Source organism: Bradyrhizobium genomosp. III (assembly GCF_000261705.1).
In the GTDB taxonomy this organism is placed as follows: domain Bacteria; phylum Pseudomonadota; class Alphaproteobacteria; order Rhizobiales; family Xanthobacteraceae; genus Bradyrhizobium; species Bradyrhizobium ottawaense.
The window spans coordinates 1-17,682 of the sequence record NZ_AJQF01000067.1 but is presented as its reverse complement, the minus strand read 5'-3'; the positions used below and the strand labels follow the sequence as shown (position 1 = coordinate 17,682).

Annotated in this window: 17 protein-coding genes; 6 read left to right on the top strand and 11 right to left on the bottom strand. The window is 66.0% G+C overall.

Annotated elements, in window-relative coordinates; all coding sequences use genetic code 11:
- The 11 genes from IC66_RS0106750 to IC66_RS47610 all read right to left on the bottom strand — a co-directional run.
- Positions 1-710, bottom strand: a 710-nt coding sequence (locus IC66_RS0106750) for a trypsin-like peptidase domain-containing protein (protein ID WP_038947103.1), incomplete at its 3' end; no start/stop codon positions are given.
- A gap of 221 nt (positions 711-931) precedes the next feature.
- On the bottom strand, positions 932-2,275 hold the full coding sequence (locus IC66_RS0106745) for a methyl-accepting chemotaxis protein (protein WP_038947102.1): 1,344 nt from the start codon (positions 2,273-2,275) through the stop codon (positions 932-934).
- Between the two features lie 105 nt (positions 2,276-2,380).
- Complete coding sequence (locus IC66_RS0106740; protein ID WP_028143010.1) at positions 2,381-2,863, bottom strand: cytochrome c-type biogenesis protein; 483 nt, start codon at positions 2,861-2,863, stop codon at positions 2,381-2,383.
- Between the two features lie 4 nt (positions 2,864-2,867).
- The gene (locus tag IC66_RS0106735; RefSeq protein WP_038947101.1) at positions 2,868-4,850 is read right to left on the bottom strand and encodes a heme lyase CcmF/NrfE family subunit; all 1,983 of its coding nucleotides are present in this window, start codon (positions 4,848-4,850) and stop codon (positions 2,868-2,870) included.
- Entirely contained in the window at positions 4,847-5,374 is a 528-nt protein-coding gene (gene ccmE, locus IC66_RS0106730; protein ID WP_028143008.1) for a cytochrome c maturation protein CcmE, read from the bottom strand. Before ccmE ends, IC66_RS0106735 begins: the two co-directional genes overlap by 4 nt.
- Positions 5,375-5,411: 37 nt before the next feature.
- Positions 5,412-6,521, bottom strand: a complete 1,110-nt coding sequence (ccmI, locus tag IC66_RS0106725; protein ID WP_038947100.1) for a c-type cytochrome biogenesis protein CcmI — start codon at positions 6,519-6,521, stop codon at positions 5,412-5,414.
- 131 nt (positions 6,522-6,652) lie between these two features.
- Positions 6,653-6,922, bottom strand: a complete 270-nt coding sequence (locus tag IC66_RS0106720; protein WP_028143006.1) for a hypothetical protein — start codon at positions 6,920-6,922, stop codon at positions 6,653-6,655.
- A gap of 100 nt (positions 6,923-7,022) precedes the next feature.
- Positions 7,023-8,423 (bottom strand): hypothetical protein, encoded by a 1,401-nt coding sequence (locus IC66_RS0106715; protein ID WP_028143005.1) that lies wholly within the window; start codon positions 8,421-8,423, stop codon positions 7,023-7,025.
- Between the two features lie 160 nt (positions 8,424-8,583).
- The gene (locus IC66_RS0106710) at positions 8,584-9,960 is read right to left on the bottom strand and encodes a sensor histidine kinase (protein WP_038947098.1); all 1,377 of its coding nucleotides are present in this window, start codon (positions 9,958-9,960) and stop codon (positions 8,584-8,586) included.
- Positions 9,961-10,054: 94 nt separating this feature from the next.
- Entirely contained in the window at positions 10,055-10,720 is a 666-nt protein-coding gene (locus tag IC66_RS0106705; protein WP_018315821.1) for a response regulator transcription factor, read from the bottom strand.
- A gap of 229 nt (positions 10,721-10,949) precedes the next feature.
- On the bottom strand, positions 10,950-11,105 hold the full coding sequence (locus tag IC66_RS47610) for a hypothetical protein (RefSeq protein WP_018315820.1): 156 nt from the start codon (positions 11,103-11,105) through the stop codon (positions 10,950-10,952).
- Positions 11,106-11,341: 236 nt separating this feature from the next.
- Between IC66_RS47610 and ku the strand changes: the two genes are divergently transcribed.
- The 6 genes from ku (at position 11,342) to IC66_RS0106670 (ending at position 17,351) form a co-directional block, all read left to right on the top strand.
- Positions 11,342-12,337: a non-homologous end joining protein Ku gene (gene ku, locus IC66_RS0106695; protein WP_038947097.1), complete on the top strand. Its 996-nt coding sequence runs from the start codon at positions 11,342-11,344 to the stop codon at positions 12,335-12,337.
- Between the two features lie 57 nt (positions 12,338-12,394).
- On the top strand, positions 12,395-12,631 hold the full coding sequence (locus IC66_RS0106690; protein ID WP_038947096.1) for a hypothetical protein: 237 nt from the start codon (positions 12,395-12,397) through the stop codon (positions 12,629-12,631).
- A 289-nt stretch (positions 12,632-12,920) separates the two neighbouring features.
- Complete coding sequence (locus tag IC66_RS0106685; RefSeq protein ID WP_018315817.1) at positions 12,921-13,085, top strand: Flp family type IVb pilin; 165 nt, start codon at positions 12,921-12,923, stop codon at positions 13,083-13,085.
- Between the two features lie 215 nt (positions 13,086-13,300).
- Complete coding sequence (locus IC66_RS0106680) at positions 13,301-14,842, top strand: thymidine phosphorylase family protein (RefSeq protein WP_038947095.1); 1,542 nt, start codon at positions 13,301-13,303, stop codon at positions 14,840-14,842.
- On the top strand, positions 14,839-15,759 hold the full coding sequence (locus tag IC66_RS0106675) for a ribose-phosphate pyrophosphokinase (protein WP_038947094.1): 921 nt from the start codon (positions 14,839-14,841) through the stop codon (positions 15,757-15,759). Before IC66_RS0106680 ends, IC66_RS0106675 begins: the two co-directional genes overlap by 4 nt.
- Positions 15,756-17,351 carry an MBL fold metallo-hydrolase gene (locus IC66_RS0106670; RefSeq protein WP_038947093.1) on the top strand — a complete coding sequence of 532 codons (1,596 nt, stop codon included), beginning with the start codon at positions 15,756-15,758 and terminating at the stop codon, positions 17,349-17,351. Before IC66_RS0106675 ends, IC66_RS0106670 begins: the two co-directional genes overlap by 4 nt.
- The last annotated feature ends 331 nt before the right edge of the window (positions 17,352-17,682 follow it).

Below are 17,682 nucleotides of genomic sequence, written 5' to 3'. Positions count from 1 at the left end.
GCCGAGACGATGCCGGCGGTCACGGTGCCGCCGAGACCGAAGGGATTGCCGACCGCGAGCACCCAGTCGCCGATGCGCGGCTTGGCGTCGGCGAGCTTGGCGAACGGGAAGTTCGAGCTGCCCTCGACCTTGATCAAAGCGAGGTCGGTGCGCTGGTCGGTGCCGATCACCTTGGCGGTGTAGGTCTTGCCGTCATCGGTGGTGACCTCGACCTTGTCGGCGCCGTCGACCACGTGGTTGTTGGTCACGGCAAAGCCGTCGGCCGAAATGAAGAAGCCGGAGCCCTGGCCCTGCACGACGCGGCCACGGCCGCCCTTCAGGCCCGGGAAACCATCCGGACCGCCGAAGCGGCGGAAGAAGCGCTCCATCGGCGAGCCCGGCTGGAACGGCGCGGAGGAATCATCGCCGTCGTCGTTGCTCGCGGTCTTCTCCTTGATGTTGACCTTCACCGAGATCACCGACGGCTTCACACGCTCGACGATGTCGGCGAAACCGACCGGGCGTTCGACCTTGCGGACCTCGTTGTTGACCTGCGCATGCGCCGGGCTCGAGAACAGGTCGGCCGGCGAGGTCGAGGGGCTGAAGCCATAGACGGCCGCGCCGAGACCGGCGACGACCGAGGCCATCAGCGCGAACTTGCGCGCGGAAAACACCGACCGGCGCGGCTGCCGGTAGGACGGAAGGTTCGAGAGGTCGGGACGGTCGGTCATGCGGAGATCTCCAGGGCCTTGAAATCCATTTGGTGCCCGATGGCGGCACCTTACGGTCCTGAAGATGGGGGCTCCCGCCTTACCGTGCGCTGGCGGCGGGGTTAAACTTTTGTAATGAAGGGCTAGCTGCGATGCGGCAGTTCAGCGCACACCGAAAATTGTGGCTTCACAGGAACTTAACCGAGTTCCCGTGATGGCGTCGCAAGCGCGTTTTGGCGCGCTCAGCTTGCCCTGACGCTGACGATGAACTCGTCGACTTCGCGCTTCAGGGTCGCGGCCTGCTGCGACAGGTCGACCGCGGAATCCCGCGCCTCGGCGGCCATGCGGCCGGTCTGCGCGGAGGTCGAGGTGATCTGGACGATATGGTTGGAGACGTCGAGGGTTCCGTGCGCGGCGCTCTGGGCGCTGCGCGTGATCTCCTGCGTCGCGTTGCGCTGCTGGGCAGTGTCGACCTCGATGCCGGACATGATGGACGAGATCTCCGACAGCGTCTTGGAAATGCCGTCGATCGCGCCGCGCGTCTCCGCGGTGATGCCCTGTATGCTGGCGACATGAGAGGTGATCTCCTCCGTCGCCTTGCTGGTCTGATGCGCCAGATTCTTCACCTCGGAGGCGACCACCGCAAACCCCTTGCCGGCCTCCCCTGCCCGCGCCGCCTCGATGGTGGCGTTCAGCGCCAGCAGATTGGTCTGCGATGCGATTGCCTGCACGAGTTGCACGACCTCGCCGATCTTGTCGGCGGCATCAGACAGCGTGTGGATGGTGTCGCGGCTCTTCTCCGCCTGGGACGCCGCGCCCTCGGCGCGCTGCGTCGCGTCGGTGACGCGGCGGCTGATCGTGCCGATCGAGTTCGTCATCTCCTCGGCAGAACCGGCGACCGTCTGCACGCTGGCGCTGGCCTGGCTCGCCGCGCTCGCAACCGCATTGGCCTTGGTGCTGGTGTCGTTGGCGGTCCGCGACAGCGTCTCGGCGTTGCTCTTCAGATGCACCGCCGATGAGGCCACGTTGTCGACGACGCTGGCGACGAGGTCGTTGAAGCGCTTGATCCGGTCGTCCAGGAATTTCGATCGCTCGGCCTGGTGCTGGGCTTCGCGCAGCTGCTGCTCGGTGAGGTGGCGTCGCTCGAGCCCGTTGGTCTTGAAGACCTCCAGCGCACCGGCGAGCAGGCCGATCTCATTGGTGCGGCCGAGCCCCGGAACCGATGTCTGGAATTTCTGGTCCGCGACCTCGCGCATGGCATGCACGATCGCGGCCAGCGGACTGAGGATGCCGTTGCGCACGGCGAACCAGGTGGTGAGGCAGATCGCGACGGCGACGACGGCGATCACGCCGCAGGCCATCAGGAAATAGGAGAACGCGGTCTGCGCCTGCTGGTAGATCTGCATGGCATGGTCGCGCGCGGGGCCGCTCAGCGCGGCGAAGTCCGCCGACAGGCTGGTGATCTCGTTGTTGAGATAGAGCACCGCGATGAAGCCGGTGCCGCCGCCGATGCCCAGCAGAAACAATAATGCAGCGACGACGGCGCCGACCAGGAAGCGGATCGTCAGATTGCTGTTCGCGAACATCGGGGGACTCAAAGGCTGGAATCGAATCTTGCGACAAGCTTCCAGACAAAGGTCAACAGAGCATGAAACAAGCTGCGCCAACCGGCCTAAGTATCACTACGTAGGCTAGGACGACTTCGCATCATCGGACATCAACGCGGCGAGCCGCGCCTGTTCGTCCGCAGTGAGCGGCGGAGCAGGTACATCTGCACCACTCCGCGAGCGACGGCGGATTTGCAGCCACAGCGCCAGGCCACCGCCGATCAGAAGCAACGGCCCGAGCAGCCACAGCAGCAGGGTCTGGCGCTCGAAGCGTGGCTTCAGCAGCACGAACTCGCCGTAGCGGGCGACCAGGAAGTCGAGCACCTGCGAGTTGCTGTCGCCGGCGCCGATGCGCTCGCGCACCAGGAGCCGCAGGTCGCGCGCCAGCGGCGCATCGGAATCGTCGATCGACTGGTTCTGGCAGACCATGCAGCGCAGCTCGCGCGACAGCTCCCGCGCGCGGGCTTCCTTGGCGGGATCCGGCATGATCTCGTCGGGCTGCACGGCGTGGGCCGCAGGCAAGGCTAGCAGCATCAGCAGGACGAACGCGGCCATCATCCGGCGCATCGGATCACTCCGCCGGCTGGAGGCGCTGCTTGGCCCGCGCCGGCTTCGGCGCGCCGACCCGCAGCCGCCGGTCGGACAGCGACAGCACGCCGCCGAATGCCATCAGCACCGGCCCCCACCAGATCAGGAGCACCAGCGGCTTGTGATAGATGCGCACGGCGATGGCGCCCTCGGCATTGGCCTCGCCGAGCGAAATGTAGAGCTGGCTCGCGCCGCGCGTCAGCAGTGCGGCCTCGGTGGTCGAGGAGCCGCGGGTGGTGAAGCTGCGCTTGGAGGGCGTCATGACGCTGAGTGGCTTGCCATCGAGGCTGACGTTGAACTCGGCGATCATCTCGCGGTAGTTCGGGCCCTGACGCTGCAGCACCCCGTCGAGCTTCACGTCGAAGCCGGCGATGTGGGCGACGTCGTTCTGCTTCATGGTCGCGATATATTCGCTGTTCCAGGTGGTCTCGCAGACGATCCCGATCAGCGCGACGCCGAGGCCGGCATGCGCGAACGTCGTGCCCCAGGCCGAGCGCGGCAGGCCGCGCGCCCGGTGCAGCACCGTTGCAAACGGCAGCCGGACGAGCCCGGTCCGCTCGACGATGTCGGTGGCGGCACCGCCGATGACGAAGATGCCGAGCCCGATCGCGAGCGGCGCCAACGTGCTGCCGCCGCTGGCCCAGCCCCAGGCGATGGCGACGGCGACGAGCCCGGCGACGCCCGCCGCGAGCAGGCGCTGCGTGACGCCGAGCAGATCGCCGCGCTTCCACGCCAGCATCGGCCCGAACGGCACGGCAAGCAGCAACAGCGTAAACAGCGGCGCGAAGGTGAGGTTGTAGAAGGGCGCGCCGACCGACATCTTGAAGTCGGCGAGCATTTCCATCGCGAGCGGATAGAGCGTGCCGAACAGCACGACCGCGCAGGCCACGGTGAGCAGCAGATTGTTCAGCACCAGCGCGCCCTCGCGCGAGATCGGCGCGAACAGGCCGCCCTGCTTCAACGACGTGGCGCGGCCCGCGAACAGGGACAGGCTGCCGCCGATGAACAGGCAGAGGATCAGCAGAATGAACACGCCGCGGGTGGGATCGGTGGCGAAGGCGTGCACGGAGGTGATGACGCCCGAGCGCACCAGGAAGGTGCCGAGCAGCGACAGCGAGAAGGTCAGGATCGAGAGCAGGATGGTCCAGACCTTCAGCGCGTTGCGCTTCTCCATCACCAGGGCGGAATGGAGCAGCGCGGTGCCGGAGAGCCACGGCATCAGCGAGGCGTTCTCGACCGGATCCCAGAACCACCAGCCGCCCCAGCCGAGCTCGTAATAGGCCCAGTACGAACCCATGGCGATGCCGAGCGTCAGGAAGATCCAGGCGACCAGCGTCCACGGCCGCACCCAGCGCGCCCAGGCCGCGTCGATCCGGCCCTCCATCAGCGCCGCGATCGCGAAGGAGAACGAGATCGAAAAGCCGACATAGCCGAGATAGAGCATCGGCGGATGCACGGCGAGGCCGATGTCCTGGAGCACCGGATTGAGATCGCGCCCCTCGATCGGCGGGGTGGCGATACGCAGGAACGGGTTCGACGTCACGAGGATGAACAGGTAAAAGGCGCTGGCGACCCATGCCTGCACGGCAAGCACGTGCGCGCGCAGCGACAGCGGCAGATTATTGCCGAACGCCGCAACGAGCCCGCCGAACAACGCGAGGATCGACACCCACAACAGCATCGAGCCTTCATGGTTTCCCCACACGCCGGTGATCTTGTAGAGCAGCGGCTTCATCGAGTGGGAGTTCTCGTAGACGTTGGCGACGGAAAAGTCCGAGTTCACGTGCAGCATCACGAGAGCTACGAACGAGGCACCGACGAACAGGAGCTGCGCCAGCGCCGTGGATCGCGCCACATTCATGAGCGCGACATCGTTGAGGCGCGCGCCAATCAGGGGCACGATTGACTGGATCAGTGCGAGCCCAAGCGCCAGCACCAACGCGTAATGTCCGGATTCTGCGATCACCGCATTGCTCCCTGCGGATTGCCCTGTGCGGTCGTCGCCGCGGGCTTGCCCGCATCGGACGTCTTGCCGCTATCAGAGGGCTTGCCGCCGTAATCGTCCTTCCAGTGCCCCTGCTTCTTCAGGGCATCGGCAACGTCCTTGGGCATGTAGGTCTCGTCGTGCTTGGCCAGCACGGTATCAGCCTTGAACACGCCATGGGCGTCAAGCGCGCCCTCGGCGACGACGCCCTGCCCTTCGCGGAACAGGTCGGGCAGGATGCCCTTGTAGGCCACCGGCAGCTTGGCGTTGCCATCGGCAACCTCAAAGGTCACCGCGAGATTGTCGCCGCGCTGGAGCGAACCGGGCTGTACCAGCCCGCCGAGGCGAAACCGCTTGCCGGGCTCGACGTGCTTCTCGGCGACCATGGTCGGCGTCGAGAAGAACACGATGGAGTCGCGAAGTGCGTTGAGCACCAGCGCGGCCGCGAGCGCGAGCACGGCGAGCGAGCCGCCGATGATGGTCATACGTCGCTGCTTGCGCGTCATGGCGTATCCGTTCTCCGCGTCTCTTGTCCCGACATCGTCATCCGCCGAGCCCGAGAGTCCTGAGGCCTTCATCGAGTTGGCGCAGCCGCTCGGCGTCGCTGGCAACCGCCTGCCGGGCATCGGCCGATGCCCCCATGGCCTTGTCCCGCTCGCCCATCACGAGATAGGCGCGCACCAGCCGCAGCCATCCATCGACGTCGTCGCCGTTCTGCTTCAACCGGGTGGCCAGACGATCGACCATGCCGCGCACCATCGCGTTGCGATCGCCTTCGGCCATATCCTTGGACGCAGCAATCGTCTCGTCGGACAGCGCCGGCATCGTCCCGCCACCGACCCGCACCAGCGAGGACTGCACCAGGGCACGCCACGGCGCATCCGCGGGCGCTTTCGCAAGCAACGCGCGCCAGATCGTGGCTGCATCGTCCTTGCGGCCGTCCTGCTCGGCGGCAACGCCGAGGAAGTAGTTCGCCTTGGGATCGTCCGCGTTCAGGGCGTGCGCACGCTCAAATTCCGCCTTGGCCTCGACGGTCACCACACCCCCGGCGGCAGCCGAGATCGCTTCGCCGAGATCGGACCGGCGTTCCGCGCTCTCGCCATTGTAGGTGAGCGAGTTGCGATAGGCGCGCACGGCATCGTCGAAACGGCCGAGCCGCTCCAACACCGGCGCAAGCACATTCCAGCCGCGCCCGTCGGTCGGATTCTTCTCCAGATGTTGCTGGACCTGCACGACGAGATTCTCGAGCGACTGCGCCACGCCGGACCCGGATCCACGCTCGCGGTGCGCCAGGGGAAAGTCCTGAAGCCGGGGCGAGCCGAGTGGCATGTAGACGCCGATCGCAACGAGCGGCAGGCCAGCGAGCGCCAGCACGGCCGCCGCGCGGCGCCATTTGAGATTCGATTTCGGCGCCACGACGGGCTCGCTGGCGGCCGCGGCGAGCAGCCTGCGGCTGATCTCGACGCGCGCAGCCTCGGCGTCCGGCGCAGGAATCAAGCCTGCGGCGAGATCACGCTCGATCTCGGCCAGCTGGTCCTTGTAAACCGCGACCTCGCTGCCCTGGTCTTGCGCGCGTCCATTGCGGCCAAGCGGCCAGAGCACGGCGAAAATCGCCGCGACCGTCATCAGCGCGAACACGAACCATAGCGTCATCTGGCAAGCTTCCGGCAGCGCACGAACCGCGCCCATAGGTGGCTTTACACCACGGCCGGATGATGCGGCAATTGACAATTGTCAATTTGGCGCGACCGCGCACGGTCTCGAAACGGTGAAAATCCAACGGCTTAGCCGATCTCGAAGTCCGTACTTTGCGCGGCGTCCTCACCGTGGCCGTTGAAGGCCCTCAGGAAGTATGTTCCCGGCTTGACTGCGTCCGGCAATCTGATGCGCAGCGCTCCGACGGGAACCGGGGATGCAACCCTCGTGATTGTCTCGGAGAGTTGCCGACCGCTTGCCTTCTCGACCAGCACCACTTTGGCGCCGACCATCAGTCTTTGATACTTGGCAACAATGATGCGGTTCTCAATTTCGATGGAGCTGATTACGGGTTTCATGCGCCCACAAATAGAAGTTCCCCGGACTTGCACGGTGACCGTACGGCGCACCACCGGCACCGTCAACCACAAATTGTGATCACGAAAATATGCCCTTAGGCTAGCTTGCGCGCGACGATTTACGCTCGCCGGTCGCTGCGTTCTCCGCGGCCCGGCTCATCAACGAGGCGTAATCATCGCCAAACAGCACCTGGCAGAAGCGAATCGCGGCCTGCACCTGCTGCTGCCGATAGGTGCGCACCTTGTGATCGGCGGCGCGCAGCGACTGCACCAATTGCTCGGTCGAGCGTTCGACATATTGCTGAAGGTCGGAATAGGTGCGCAGCGTCACCTCGTTGATCGCAAGCTCGCTCGCATAATTGCGGCAGGTCGCGACGAAATCGATCAGCGCCGCCGTTTCCTCCACCTCGGTGCTGTCGATCCGTGCGCCCGGCGGAATGTCTTTCTCGGGGCGCTGGCGCAGGATGCGGCGAACGCGGCCGGGAACGCTGTCGATCTCGGATTGCAGCGCATTGGAGATGTCGGCCCGGATCGAGGTCAATTGCTTGCCCCAGGCGGAATCGTTGCGCAGGTCGAGCTCGGTGCGCAGGCCGCGCACGCCGTCGTGCAGCGCCTTGAGGTTGCCGGCAACGTTGTCGAAATGGCCGCGCTTGATGTCCATGCGCAGGGTAGCGGCAACACAGGACAGGTCGTGCAGCGCGATCGTGACGGCAACGCCGTAAGGCGTCGCCGCGACGCGGATCTCGTCGTCGGACGCGGCAATCTTGATGGCGAGGCGGATGATCTGCCACGGGGCAGTCATCCGCTGCACCACGATCGACAGCGCGAAGGGCAGCATTTGCGGCGTCTGCAGGACCGGAATGTTGAGCGCCGACGTCACCGAGGCGATCTGCGGATCGCCGAAAGCGCGCAGAGTGCGCGGCAGCTTCTCGTTCAAGCCGGCGATGGCCTCCCGGACCTGAAGCACCGCTCCGATCGAATAGAGGTCCTCGATCACGTTGGGCGGGCCGACCCGGGCGAGCGCGCGCGACTTGTCGCCGCCGCCGGGACCGGTCAGCTCGAAAATGGCATCCGCAGCCACCCCCTGGAGCTTCTGCGCGAGGGCCTCGACCTGCCCCGCACTATCGGGGGGCATCCGCGCCAGCGCGGCCTCGAACTCGTTCACCTTGTCCGGTGCGCCGTCGCGGCCGAGCCATTGCCAGATCGGCTGCAGCGAAGTGCGGCGGATCTGGCCGACCCGCAGCGGGACGCCGGCCTCGATCAGGAACGGTTCCAGCGCCTGGAACAACAGCCGCGACAGATCGTCCGTGCGCGGCGGCGGGGCTTCATCGGCTTCCGACTTGCGGACGATCTTGCGCAACTGCTCGAGCACGAGGGTCGCGACAGCCGTATCCTGGCCGCGCTCGAGCGCGCGCTCGAACTCCCGCATCAGCAGCGCCTGCGCCTGCGGCGGGAGCTGCGCGAGATATTCCCTCAGCCGCTCGATCGATGTCTGGCTCATGCGCCCGGGTAATGCACGGTAAAATGGCGGACATGGGATGGGTCCGGCGCGATCATAGGAGGCCCCCACTTAAGAAGCCGTTTAGGACGTCGGAGCGAATCCCACAGGTTTGCTGCGGCCGGGCGTCGGTGAGGACGAATATCCCTGTCGGAACAACGGATTATACGCCCGGAAGGACCAGCTCGGCACGCAGGCCGCCGGTCGGCGCACCACCGAGCGAGAGGCTGCCGCCATAAAGCGCGGCGAGATCGACCACGATGGACAGGCCCAGCCCCGAGCCGGGCTTGGACTCGTCGAGCCGCTGGCCGCGCCGCGAGACCTGCGCCCGCTCGGCTTCCGACAGGCCGCGGCCGTCGTCATCGACGATGATCCGCAGCCGCGGACCCACCCCGGCCTGGTGCGGCGCTTCCACGAGGACCTCGATGAAGACGCGCGAGGCCGCCCATTTGCAGGCATTGTCGACGAGATTGCCGACCATCTCCTCCAGATCCTGCCGCTCGCCGCGAAATTTTGCCGACGGATCGGCCTTGGCGTCGACCATGATGCCACGGTCGCGATGGATCTTCTCCATGGTCCGCCGCAGCGCCTCGATGGCAGGCGCCACCTCCGTCACCGTCCCAACGACCGAGACCCGCGCCGCGATGCGCGCACGCTCCAGATGATGGGCGACCTGGTCGCGCATCACATCCGCCTGCTCCATCACCTTGGCCGCGAAGGGATCGGCGATGTGGGCGCCGGCCTCGTTGACGATGACAGAGAGCGGCGTCTTGATCGCATGGGCGAGATTGCCGACATGGGTGCGTGCGCGCTCGACGATTTCGCGATTGGCATCGATCAGCGCGTTGGTCTCGCGCGCCAGTGGCGCGATCTCGACCGGGAATTCGCCCTCGAGCCGCTCAGCCCGCCCGGAGCGGATATCGGCGATCGATTCCGAGATGCGCTTGAGCGGTGCGAGGCCGAAGCGGACCTGGAACACGGTCGTCAGCAGCAGCACGATGCCGAGCGCGGTGAAGGTGCCGCCGAGATAGTAGTCGAAACTGCGCGTCTCGTCGAAAATCTCGGTATCGTCGCCGGCGACGCTGACCAGAAACTTGCCGTCGGCGCCGAGATCGACGGGACGCTCGACCATGCGCAGATTCTGCCCCTCGGGCCCGTCGACATAGGCCAGCCGGATTCCGGCGGCGGTGAGCTCGGTGCCCTGCTCTTCCAGCTTCGGCAGCTTCTTGTCCCAGAGCGAGCGCGAGGAGCGCACCTCCGGCTTTTCGGTGTCGGTCCGCGTGATCTGCCAGTACCAGCCGGACAACGGCAGCTCGAACAGCGGCTCGCCGAGCGACTGGAACTGGCGGTCCGGCGGCTCGTCGGGGGTCGCGACCTCGGCGATGAGGGTGCGGAGATAGAGATTGAGCCGGCGGTCGAAGGCGCGCTCGGTGGCGTTCTTGTAGACCGACGACAGCACCACGCCGGTGATGGCCAGAATCACCACGAGCCAGGCGGTCGCCGACAGGAACAGGCGGGTCGCAAGCGAACTAGCGGCCATCGGAATGATCCGGGAAGGCGCAGGGTGGCGGGCGTCAGAACTCATGTCCCGGACCAAGGCCCCTGTCAGGCTGCCCGTCAAGCCCCGGAACGCCTCAGGCTGCCGGCGGGGTTAGGAGATAGCCGAGGCCGCGGACAGTCTGGATGATGTCGACGTCGAGCTTCTTGCGGATGCGGCCGACGAACACCTCGATCGTATTCGAGTCGCGGTCGAAGTCCTGGTCGTAGAGGTGCTCGACCAGCTCGGTGCGCGAGACCACCCGGCCGGAATGGTGCATCAGGTAGGCCAGAAGCCGATATTCGTGTGAGGTCATCTTGACGGGATTGCCTGACACGCTGACGCGGCCGGTCCTGGTGTCGAGCGTGACGGGGCCGCAGCTGAGCTCGCTCTGGGCATGGCCGGTCGAGCGGCGCAGCAGCGCACGGATACGGGCCAGCACTTCCTCCAAATGGAACGGCTTTGCGACATAGTCGTCGGCGCCGGCATCGAAGCCCTGCACCTTGTCGCTCCAGCGGTCGCGTGCGGTGAGGATCAGGACCGGCATGGTGCGGCCGTTGCGGCGCCAGGCCTCCAGCACCGAGATGCCGTCCTTCTTCGGCAGGCCGATGTCGAGCACGACGGCATCATACGGCTCGTTATCGCCGAGATAGTGCCCCTCCTCTCCGTCGAAGGCGCGATCGACGACATAGCCGGCGTCGGTCAACGCCTTGGTGAGCTGGCGATTGAGATCGGGGTCGTCCTCAACAACGAGCAGGCGCACGCTTCTCTCCAGACATAGGCCGCATCAACACCGCCCCAGATGAGCAATTCCGGCGTGAACTGAATATGAACGCGGGGAACCGGGCGCGTTACTTTTTGGTCATATACGATGTGTCCGCAGCCCATGCGACTGCGCCCGCCATGCGACCGGACGAGCCGGCAACATGGCGGGCGCAGTGTGCCGCGTCCCGCGGCAGGTCGGAAGGTCCGCCCTTCCCGTGATTCGGCCGTCAGGTCCGGAAGAACACGAACCAGATGACGGCGAGGATCAGGATCGCAAGCCCGGTCGAGATGGCGAGCAATGCGGCAACTGACGGCCCAGGTTCGCCCTGACGCGCCTCGGTTGGTGTTTCGACGATCTGACGCTGCTCTCGCGTGGTTGCCATGATGCCCTCAATCTCTGCGTGTCGCCTCCGATGACCGCGACCTCCTCGCAGCCGTGCATGTGGAGCCAACGCCCGATCCGATGTGATGTTCCGGCTTTTCCCACCCCAATGGACCGCGACCCCACGCCCGGCGGCCGGTTAACGCAGTTGCAAGATTCAACGCCCGGCCTTGCTATGATTCGCTGTTTCCCGATGGTATCCTCATAGGTCTGTCCTTGTTGCGTTTGGAGTAGCCCATGGCCCCCCGCGCCAATTGGAAGGGTTTTCTGCGTTTGTCGCTCGTGACCTGTCCGGTCGCGCTCTATCCGGCCACTTCGGATACCGAGAAGGTCTCCTTCAACCAGATCAACCGCAAGACCGGCCACCGGATCAAGTATCTCAAGGTCGACGCCGAGACCGGCGACGAGGTGACGTCCGAGGACATCGTCAAGGGCTACAAGGTCGACACCGACACCTATATCGAAGTCACCAAGGACGAGCTCGACGACATCGCGCTCGATTCGACCCACACGATCGATATCGACGAGTTCGTGCCGAAGGCCGACATCGACAACCGCTATCTGATCCGCCCCTATTACCTCGTGCCCGACGGCAAGGTCGGCCATGACGCCTATGCGGTGATCCGCGAGACCATCCGCAGCATGGACAAGGTCGCGATCGGCCGCGTCGTGCTGACCAACCGCGAGCACATCATCGCGCTGGAGCCGCTCGAGAGCGGACTGATGGGCACGCTGCTGCGCTATCCCTACGAGGTCCGCAGCGAGACCGAATATTTCGACGACATCCAGGACGTGAAGCTGACCAGGGACATGCTCGACCTCGCCAAGCACATCGTCGAGAAGAAGTCCGGCGCGTTCGACCCCGAGCTGTTCGAGGACCATTACGAGACCGCGCTGATCGATCTCATCAACAAGAAGCGCAGCGGCGCCCCGATCACCGCCAAGGCCGCGCCGAAGAGCGGCGGCAACGTCATCAACTTGATGGACGCGCTGAAGAAGAGCATCGCGAGCGAGAAGGACGCCGCGCCTGCGGCGAAGGTCGCCAAAGAGACCGCGAAAGCCAAGAAGCCGAAGAAGCGCGTCGCGGGCCAGCGCGAGATGCTGCTGCCGATCGCCGGCAAGGGCGGCAAGGATGCTGCTGCGAAGACGGCGACCAGGGAAGCGACCAGGGAAACTTCGAAGAAGGCCGACAAGCCGGTGCGCGCGCCTGCTCGGGCGAAGAAGGCCGGCTAGCCGCATCCCCCCGCGATCGCGCCGTGATGCCACACCTCGCCGATCTGGCGGCCTGACATGCCCTGGTCGAGGGCGTTCGACGATCCCGTTCGCGTCAGCAACAAGCGCCAGCTGCTGACGCTTCAGGAGGCGGCCGACTACATCATGCGGCTGCCCGAGGACGTCCAGCACGAGCCGCGCTGGCAGACCGCCATCGAGACCTTGATCAAGGCGGCCGAGACCGGCGGCGGCTGGGTGATGTTCGCCCGCATCGCCATGTTGCGGGCGCTGAATGCGGACGACCGGCGCGGATGAGCGCCATGGTGTCCTCGCCGGCCCGTTGGCGAACAGGCTCAACAATTGGTTAAGCGGCGCCGCGATGACGCACTGACGGGCGCTGTGCCCGCGCAGCCCTGGGGTGGCTTGGCGATATCGATCCAGTTGCACGGATCGATGGAACCTTAATTTAATGAATGCCGTCGTATGAGCAGTGGCGCGCTCGCCCGGGCTTAATACTTTTGGCGCGCATGAAGACTTATTCGATCTATTTGCAAGTCCGATAGCGACGCGGCCATACGTTGGATCGGATGAACGGGAGTTGGCAATGCGTTTGCTTAGGTCCTTCCTTGCCGATGAGAATGGTGCAACCGCGATCGAGTACGGCCTCATTGCCGCAGGCATCGCGCTGGCGATCATAACGGCCGTGAACACCATGGGCGGCGCCCTCCTCAACAACAAGTTTGTCGCGATCAGCACGGGGATAAAGTAGCCCGCTCCCCGATTTGGCCGGCCAACATCGGCGATATCGCCACGGCATTCGACTTCCCCTGTCATTTCCAGACCGACGCGCCTGCAGCAGCGCGCCTGCGTGACGGCCCGCCGCAGCCCACCCATGTCCCGCGCGCGGGCCATGATCTGGGTCAACAGCATCAGGACGGCGACGTCTAAGCATGGAGGCCGGGTTTCCTCCCTGCCGGCCAGTCCATGCATCCAGACCTTCCGTACTCCCAATTGAAAATCCGCCGCGTCCGGCTCGATACCGGCCGCGAGAACGTTGTCGTCGTCTCCAGGCAGTCGAAGGCGCTGCGCGCGGAGATCTTCCGCGGCTTCAGCCGCGTCGAGCTGCGTCAGGGCAGCAAGGTCCTGCTGGCGACGTTGCTGATCACGGACGACGATACGCTGGTGGCCCCGGACGAGATCGGACTCTCTGAACCCGCGTTGCGGCGTTTCGGGCAAGGCGCCGGCACGCTGGTCACGGTCAGGCCCGCGGCGCCGCCGGAGAGCCTGGAAGCGGTGCGCGCGAAGATCCGCGGGCGAACCCTGAGCCCGGCCGAAATCGGCGCGATCATCAACGACCTCGCACATTATCGCTACTCGGACATGGAGATCGCCGCCTTCCTGATCGGGTCGGCGAGCTTCATCACCAGCGACGAGTTGCTCGCCCTCACCGGGGCGATGGCCCAAGCCGGCACGCAATTGGTGTGGCCAACGCCTGTCGTCGTCGACAAGCATTGTATCGGTGGCATTCCCGGCAATCGCACCTCGATGGTCGTGGTGCCGATCGTCGCCGCCCATGGCCTGCCGATCCCGAAGACTTCTTCGCGCGCCATCACTTCGCCTGCCGGCACCGCCGACACGATGGAGGTGCTGGCGCGGGTGAATGTCGGCGTCGAGGAGATGAAGGCGATCGTCTCGGCCTGCAACGGCTGCCTGATCTGGGGCGGACACGTGAACCTGTCGCCGGCCGACGACGTCCTGATCTCGGTCGAGCGCCCGCTGAGCCTCGATACCCGCGAGCAGATGGTCGCCTCCATCATGTCCAAGAAGATCGCGGCAGGCTCGACGCATCTGTTGATCGACATTCCGGTCGGGCCGACCGCGAAGGTCACCAATGGCGTCGAGGCGATGCGGCTGCGCAAGCTGTTCGAATTCGTCGGCGACCGTTTCGGCCGCACGGTCGAGGTGATCACGACCGACGGAAGCCAGCCGATCGGCAACGGCATCGGGCCGGTGCTCGAGGCCAATGACGTCATGGCCGTGCTCGGCAACGACAAGGATGCGCCGCGCGACCTGCGCGAGAAATCGCTCCGGCTCGCCGCCCATCTGCTGGAATACGATCCGAAGCTGCGCGGCGGCGCCGGCTATGCGAGGGCGCGCGAACTGCTCGACAGCGGCGCGGCGCTGAAGCAGATGCAGAAGATCATCGACGCCCAGGGTCCGTCGACATGCAGCAGCGAGCTCGGATCGCTCAGCTTCGACGTCAAGGCGGCGCATGACGGCACCGTGTCCGCGATCGACTGCCTGCGTCTGAACCGCCTCGCCCGCACCGCCGGCGCGCCGCTCGACAAGGGCGCCGGTATCCGCCTGTTCAAGAAGATCGGTGATCGCGTCGAGCAGGGCGAGCCGCTCTATCGTGTCTACACGTTCGACCGCCCCGAGCATGATCGCGCCGCCGATGCCGCCACCGAGGAGACCGGGTTCGTCGTCAACGGTCATGACGCCCTGCAAGGCAAGTCGGCGCCGTGAGCACGATCGCGCTTCAGACGCTGCCCGGCGGCAGCGATGCGGCAAAGCGCCTCGCAGCGCGGCTCGGGCTTGCCTGCAGCGAGATCGCCGTGCATCGTTTTCCGGACGGCGAGCTGCGCGTCGCCGTCGCGCCGGCGGCCGACACCACAATCCTCTATGCCCCGCTCGACCAACCCAACGACAAGCTGATCGCCCTGCTGTTCGCTGCGGAGGCGCTGCGACGCAACGGCGCGAAGCGGCTGGTGCTGGTCGCGCCCTATCTCTGCTACATGCGGCAGGATGCTGCATTTCATCCGGGCGAGGCCATCAGCCAGCGGGCCATGGGCAATCTGCTTGCAACGATCGTGGACCGTATCGTCACCGTGGATGCGCATTTGCACCGCACCCCCGACATCAGATCGGTCTTTCCGGGTATCGAAGCGGAGAACCTGTCCGCCATGCCAGCGATCGCGAACGCGCTGGCGACGAGCGGCATCGATCCCGCGACAATCGTGATCGGACCCGACAGGGAGTCCGAGCCCTGGGTGAACGACATCGCGAGCCGGCTGCGACTGCAGCACACGGTGGCGCAAAAGACGCGGCACGGCGATCGTTCCGTGGCGATCAGTTTTGCCGATCCCGGCCTGCTCGCGGGACGGCCGGCGCTGCTGGTGGATGACATCGTCTCCTCCGGGACGACGCTGATGGCCGCGGCGAAGGCCCTGACGGCGATGGGCGCCACCGCCGTCGATGCGGTCATCACGCACGCGCTGTTTCCACCCGCGATGACCGTCGCGTTCGCCAGCGCCGGCATCCGGTCAATCCGCTCGACCGACAGCGTTCCGCATCCGACCAACGCGATTTCCCTCGACGAGAGTCTCGCGGCCGCCTTGCGGTCCGAGCTGACGACGACACTTCCCCCGGAGACGACGCCATGAGCATCACCGTTCGATTTTGCGGCGCCGCCCGCACCGTGACCGGTTCGAGCTATCTGTTCCAGACCGCGACCGGCCGCTTCCTGGTCGATTGCGGCCTGTTCCAGGGCCAGAAGACGCTGAAGGAGCTCAACTACGGCGCCTTTCCGTTCCGCCCCGCCGATATCGATGCCGTGCTGCTCACGCACGCCCATATCGACCATAGCGGTCTCTTGCCGAAGCTCGTGCGCGCGGGATTCGACGGACCGATCCTGGCGACGCGCGGCACGATCGACCTCTGCTCCTACATGTTGCCAGACGCCGGCAGCATCCAGGAATCGGAGGTCACGCAGCTCAACCGTCGCAATGCCTCGCGCGGACGAAAGCAGGTCGCGCCGATCTACACGCAGGCCGATGCCATTGCATCGCTGCAATCGTTTCGCGCGGTCGACTATGAACGCTGGACCGACGTGATCCCGGGCGTCCGCGCGCGCTACTGGAACGCCGGCCATCTGCTCGGCTCGGCCTCGATCGAGCTCCAAATCGCCGAACGGGGCGCGCCACGTCCACTGCGCGTGCTGCTGTCCGGCGATGTCGGGCCGGAGGCCAAGCTGCTGCAGCCCGATCCCGAAGCGCCGGCCGATTTCGACTACGTCATCTCGGAATCGACCTACGGCGACCGGCTGCGCGAGGCCACCACACCTGAGCTCCGCCGCAAGCACCTCGCGGCCGAGGTGCGCGATGCCGCGACGGCCGGCGGCGCACTGTTGATGCCTGCCTTCGCGGTCGAGCGCACCCAGGAGCTGATCGTCGATCTCGTCGACCTGATGGAGCACGGCGAGATTCCGACCGCACCGATCTTCCTCGATTCTCCGCTCGCGATCCGCGCCACCGAAGTGTTTCGCCGCCATGCCGAGAGCCTCGACCCATCCGTCGATGCCGCGCGCCTGCTCAACTCCCCGCATCTCAAATTCACCGAGACCGCGGACGAAAGCAAGGCGATCATGCGCCTGTCCGGATTCCATATCATCATCGCCGCGAGCGGCATGTGCGACGCCGGCCGCATTCGCCATCATCTGAAGCGCTGGCTGTGGAACGAGCGCGCGACGGTGCTGCTCGCCGGCTTCCAGGCCAACGGCACGCTCGGCCGCTTCCTCCAGAACGGAGCCAAGGCCGTGCGGATCCAGGGCGAGGAGATCAAGGTCGCGGCTCGCATCCGCATGATCGACGAATATTCCGGCCATGCCGACGGCGCCGGCATCGCCAGCTGGATCGCGGCGCGCCGACCCATTTCCCGCGGGCTGTTCCTGGTCCATGGCGAGGAAGGCGCGATCGCGGGCCTCGCCGGACGCGTCGCCGAGCGCATCGTTCCGGCGGCCAGGGTCTACCAGCCGGTGCTCGACGATATCTACGAGCTCGCCGCGCCCGAACCGCGCGTGCTCGACGTCGATCACCGCCGGCGGCTCGCGCCGGAGGCCGTGACCCGTCTCGACTGGCACAACGAGATGTCGGAGCTCATGCTCGACATCAACGACAGGGTTGGGGCAGCCGCCGACGACCGCGCCCGCGGCGTCATCATCCGAAGGCTGCGCCGCGCGCTGGAGGAGAAGGCGTGACGGGACATGACGGCGCTGAAACGCGCCTCTCTCTTGTCCCGGACGCGCTGCAGCGTTCTTACGCTGCTGCGCAGAGCCGGGACCCAGACGGCTGCACATTCCGCCGGTGCATGGGCCCCGGCTCTGCAGCGCACCACGCCGCGGAGATGCGGCGCGCTGCGCTACGTCCGGGGCACGAGAACGCCGTTTGGCGATAGACATGGCTGCTCATCCTCGCGGCGCGTTTCGCCCGAGCTTTGCTATCCTCTTCCGCCCTTATCTCAGCAAGGGCGCGGGGAAGGCCGGGCGCCGGCTGGCACCCGAGGTCCCGCGTGTGCGAAAGAAACGCGCA